Genomic DNA, 3,940 nt, shown 5'->3' on the forward strand with positions numbered 1-3,940 from the left:
AACCCGGGGCGCACCCCGGAGGCTAGGGCAGCAGCCCCCGCAGCGGATACACCGCCTTCCGCGCCGCCAGCACCGCCTGGTCCAGCCGATCGGCCGGGTCGTACCCGGACTCCCAGCCCGAGAACGCCACCGGCCACCGCCCGTCCGTCATCCGCGCCGGCGCCAACTGCCGCGCGCGCGCGAAGACTTCCTGCCGCCACCCCTCCGGAATCACCGTCTCCGGCTCAATCGGCCGCCCGGCCGCGATCGCGACGAGATGTGTCCAGGAGCGCGGCACGACCTCGACCACCGCATAGCCGCCCCCGCCCAGCGCGACCCACCGCCCGCCCGCGTACTCGTGCGCCAGGTCGTGACACGCCATCTGCACCGCCCGCTGCGCGTCCAGCGACACCGCGAGATGCGCGAGCGGATCCTCGAAGTGGGTGTCGGCCCCGTGCTGCGTCACCAGCACCTGCGGCCGGAAGTCCGCGATCAGCTCCGGCACCACGGCGTGGAAGGCCCGCACCCACCCCGCGTCGCCCGTCCCCGCCGGCAGCGCCACGTTCACCGCGCTGCCCTCCGCGTTCGGCCCGCCCGTCTCCTCCGGCCATCCGGTCTGCGGGAACAGCGTGCGCGGATGCTCGTGCAGTGACACCGTCAGCACTCGCGGATCGTCCCAGAACGCCGCCTGCACCCCGTCCCCGTGGTGCACGTCCACATCGATGTACGCCACCCGCTCCGCCCCCAGCTCCAACAGCCGGGCGATGGCGAGTGCGGCGTCGTTGTAGATGCAGAACCCCGAGGCGCTGCCCGGCATCGCATGGTGCAGCCCGCCCGCGAAGTTCACCGCGTGCAGCGCGTCCCCGCGCCACACCGCCTCCGCCGCCCCCACCGACTGCCCCGCGATCAGCGCGGACACCTCGTGCATCCCGGCGAACGCGGGATCGTCGAGAGTCCCGATCCCGTAGGCCCCCTCGGCCGCCCCCGGGTCCGCGGACGCGGCCTTCACCGCCGCCACGTAGTCCTCCCGGTGCACCAGCCGCAGCGTCGACTCGCCCGCGGGCTTCGCCGCGACCACGTCGACGTCCCGGTCCAGCCCGAAGGCGTCGACCAGTCTCCGGGTCAGCGCGAGCCGGACCGGATCCATCGGATGGTCCGGGCCGAAGTCATAGCCCGTTACTGCCTCGTCCCACATCAGCTGTGCGCGGCCGCTCATGTCCGCCACCGTATCGGTCTTGTCCGGGCTTGAACGAACGGGCGTACACCAGTGTCACCAGGACCAACGCCATCGGTACGAGCATGGCGCCCCGGTAGTTCCAGGCGTCCCCGAGCGCACCCACCAAGGGCGAGCCGATCAGAAAGCCCACATAGTTGAAGATGTTCAGCCGCGCGATCGCCGTGTCCGAAGCCCCCGGGAACAGCCGCCCGGCGGCCGCGAACGTCTGCGGCACCAGCACGCACAGTCCCAGCCCCAGCAGGGTGAACCCCAGCATCCCGACCCACGCCCCAGGCGCACCCGCCACCACGGCGAACCCGAGCGCCGCCAGCAGCGCCCCGAGCCGCACGACGGCCACGGCACCGAACCGCCGTACCCCGAAGTCGCCGATGGACCGCCCGAGCAGCGTGGTGATCATGTAGACGTTGTACGGAACGGTCGCCAGCTGCTCCGAGCTGCCGAGCGTGTCCTGGAGGTACTTCGCGCTCCAGTTGGAGACGGTGGAGTCCCCGATGTAGGCGAAGGTCATCACCAGGCAGAGCGGCAGCAGCAACCGGAAGACGACGGTCCCGGCCTCGGTCTCCCGGGCCTGCCCCGCCTCCACCACCTGGGCCGAGCCCCCGTCGACGTACCACCGACTGCCTATGAGCGCGGCCGGCAGCAGCACCGCGACGACCGGCAGATACGACACCCACAGCGTCAGGTGCCAGTGCGCGCCCACCCAGGCGAGCGAGGCACCGACGATCCCGCCGAGGCTGTACGCGGCGTGGAAGCCGAGCATGATGCTGCGCCCGTACGTCCGTTGGAGGCTCACCCCGAGCATGTTCATGGAGGCGTCCAGCGCGCCGACGGCCAGCCCGAACGCGGCCAGCGCCACCGCCAGCTCGGCCATGTGCCCACCGGCCCCCACACCGAGGAGCGCGAGCAGGACGACGGGCTGTGACCAGCGCAGCAGCCGACTGGGCCGGACACGCTTCACCAGTTGTTCCGTCGTCACGCTGCCGACACCGGCGAGGACGGGGACCGCGGCGAGGAAGGCGGGCAGCAGCGCGTCGGAGACACCGTACCGGTCCTGGATGGCCGGAATCCGCGTCACCAGCAGGGCGAAGGTGGCGCCTTGAGCGAAGAAGCTGAACGCCAGCGAGGCCCTACCGCGCCGCAGCACATCTGTCATGGCGGCGAGCGTAGGGCCCCGGCCTACCCGTGGGTAGATCCAGCCGAAGATGATTTTTGTTCAGCTTCAATCGGCGGGTCACCGTGCGAAGGCGGGCGCGGGGGCGGCGACAGGGGCCGCACCGGCATTCGCTCCGGCGTTCGCCTCGGCGGCCACCATGTGTGCCATGGGGCCGGCGGCCAGGGCGCCGCTGACGAAGAACGCGAGCACCATCGTGACGGCGAGGACGACCGAGCCGAGCCAGACCATCGTGTCCACGGGCAGGGTGTAGGCGCCCACGACCCGCACGACGCACTCACCGAGGAGCGCCACACCCCACACCGCCGAGAAGACCCGCTCGGCCCGCCGGAAGGCCGCGGACCCACTCTGCAGCCGCGCCCAGGCCGCCTCCCTGGCCGCGTCTCCCTTCACCAGCCAGGGCTTCATCCCGGCGGTCATCATCGGCTTTCCCAGCGCCACGGAGACCAGGATCCCGATGCCGATCGTGCTGCTCACGCCGCTGTCCTTGGCGAGCATCAGTCGCGGGTCACCGGAGACGAAGCTCAGCAGCAGCCCGACGACGTTCACCACGAGGATGAGCACGGCGAGGGCGTTGACCTTGCGCTCCTTCACCACGCCGAGGACGGTGCGCACGGCGGGCGGGACACTGCTCCAGGCGAGCGCCGCGAACGTGCTCATACCGAGAGCGTCCTTGAAGAGGTAGTACGACCCGACGGGCACCGCCACGTCCATGATGAGCGGCACGAAGTTCTGCTTCTTGCTCTTGTTCTGGCTCTGGCTCTGGCTCTGGCTCTGGCTCTGGGACACCGTGTTCGTCGTCATGCCCACAGCTTCGCCGCCGGGAGGGCTACGCCAGTAGAAACGATCGTCCGGAGCTCGGCATGACAAATGTCAGTGCCTGGCCGCTGGTGCGGGTCATACGAGCAGGTCAGCCAACTCGCCCATCGAGGTGAAGAGTCGGGTGGCACCGGTGAGCCGTTCGGCGGGTGTCATGGCGGTGAACCCGTACACGTCCATGCCGGCGGCCACGGCGGCCTGCACACCGAGCGGGCTGTCCTCGACGACCACACATCCCTGTGGCGCGGCTCCCATCTGCTCGGCCGCGTACAGGAACAGGTCGGGCGCCGGCTTGCCCCGCCCCACGTCCTGCGAGCTGAAGACGCGGCCGTCGTCGAACCACCGGTCGAGTCCGGTCGTCCGGTGCCCCACCCTGATCCGGTCATGGCTGCCGGAGGACGCCACACAGAACGGCACTCCGTCGGCCGTCAGCTTTTCCAGCACGTTCTCGATGCCGACGACCGGCTTCAACTCCCGCTCGAACGCGGCGAAGACGCGCGCGTGGAAGACGTCGTCGAAGTCGTCCGGCAGCCGCTTTCCGGTCCGCTCCAGGACGAGGTCGTGGATGCGGTGCATGGCCGAGCCCATGTAGTCCCGTATGGAGTCCTCGTAGGTGGTCGGGTGCCCCAACTCGGTGAGGTAGGCGGCCAGGAGCCGGTTGGAGATGGGCTCACTGTCGACGAGGACGCCGTCGTTGTCGAAGATCACGAGGTCATAGCGCATGGCTCGACCCT

General features: G+C 70.4%; 4 protein-coding genes. All 4 read right to left on the reverse strand.

The window, feature by feature from the left end; genetic code table 11:
- Positions 1-22: 22 nt before the first annotated feature.
- The gene (locus C3488_RS39320; RefSeq protein WP_103845598.1) at positions 23-1,195 is read right to left on the reverse strand and encodes an acetoin utilization protein AcuC; all 1,173 of its coding nucleotides are present in this window, start codon (positions 1,193-1,195) and stop codon (positions 23-25) included.
- Entirely contained in the window at positions 1,146-2,369 is a 1,224-nt protein-coding gene (locus C3488_RS39325) for an MFS transporter (protein ID WP_103845599.1), read from the reverse strand. Before C3488_RS39325 ends, C3488_RS39320 begins: the two co-directional genes overlap by 50 nt.
- A gap of 78 nt (positions 2,370-2,447) precedes the next feature.
- On the reverse strand, positions 2,448-3,191 hold the full coding sequence (locus tag C3488_RS39330; RefSeq protein WP_308460718.1) for a VC0807 family protein: 744 nt from the start codon (positions 3,189-3,191) through the stop codon (positions 2,448-2,450).
- Positions 3,192-3,284: 93 nt separating this feature from the next.
- The gene (locus C3488_RS39335; RefSeq protein ID WP_103845600.1) at positions 3,285-3,929 is read right to left on the reverse strand and encodes an HAD family phosphatase; all 645 of its coding nucleotides are present in this window, start codon (positions 3,927-3,929) and stop codon (positions 3,285-3,287) included.
- Positions 3,930-3,940: the final 11 nt, after the last annotated feature.

The sequence above is a fragment of the Streptomyces sp. Ru72 genome (assembly GCF_002920635.1).
Classification (GTDB): Bacteria; Actinomycetota; Actinomycetes; order Streptomycetales; family Streptomycetaceae; genus Streptomyces.

Bases quoted from the DNA above. Each gene is read 5' to 3' on its own strand.
- C3488_RS39330 (WP_308460718.1), bottom strand. From the start codon at position 3,191: ATGACGACGAACACGGTGTCCCAGAGCCAGAGCCAGAGCCAGAGCCAG.
- C3488_RS39325 (WP_103845599.1), bottom strand. From the start codon at position 2,369: ATGACAGATGTGCTGCGGCGCGGTAGGGCCTCGCTGGCGTTCAGCTTC.
- C3488_RS39320 (WP_103845598.1), bottom strand. From the start codon at position 1,195: ATGAGCGGCCGCGCACAGCTGATGTGGGACGAGGCAGTAACGGGCTAT.
- C3488_RS39335 (WP_103845600.1), bottom strand. From the start codon at position 3,929: ATGCGCTATGACCTCGTGATCTTCGACAACGACGGCGTCCTCGTCGAC.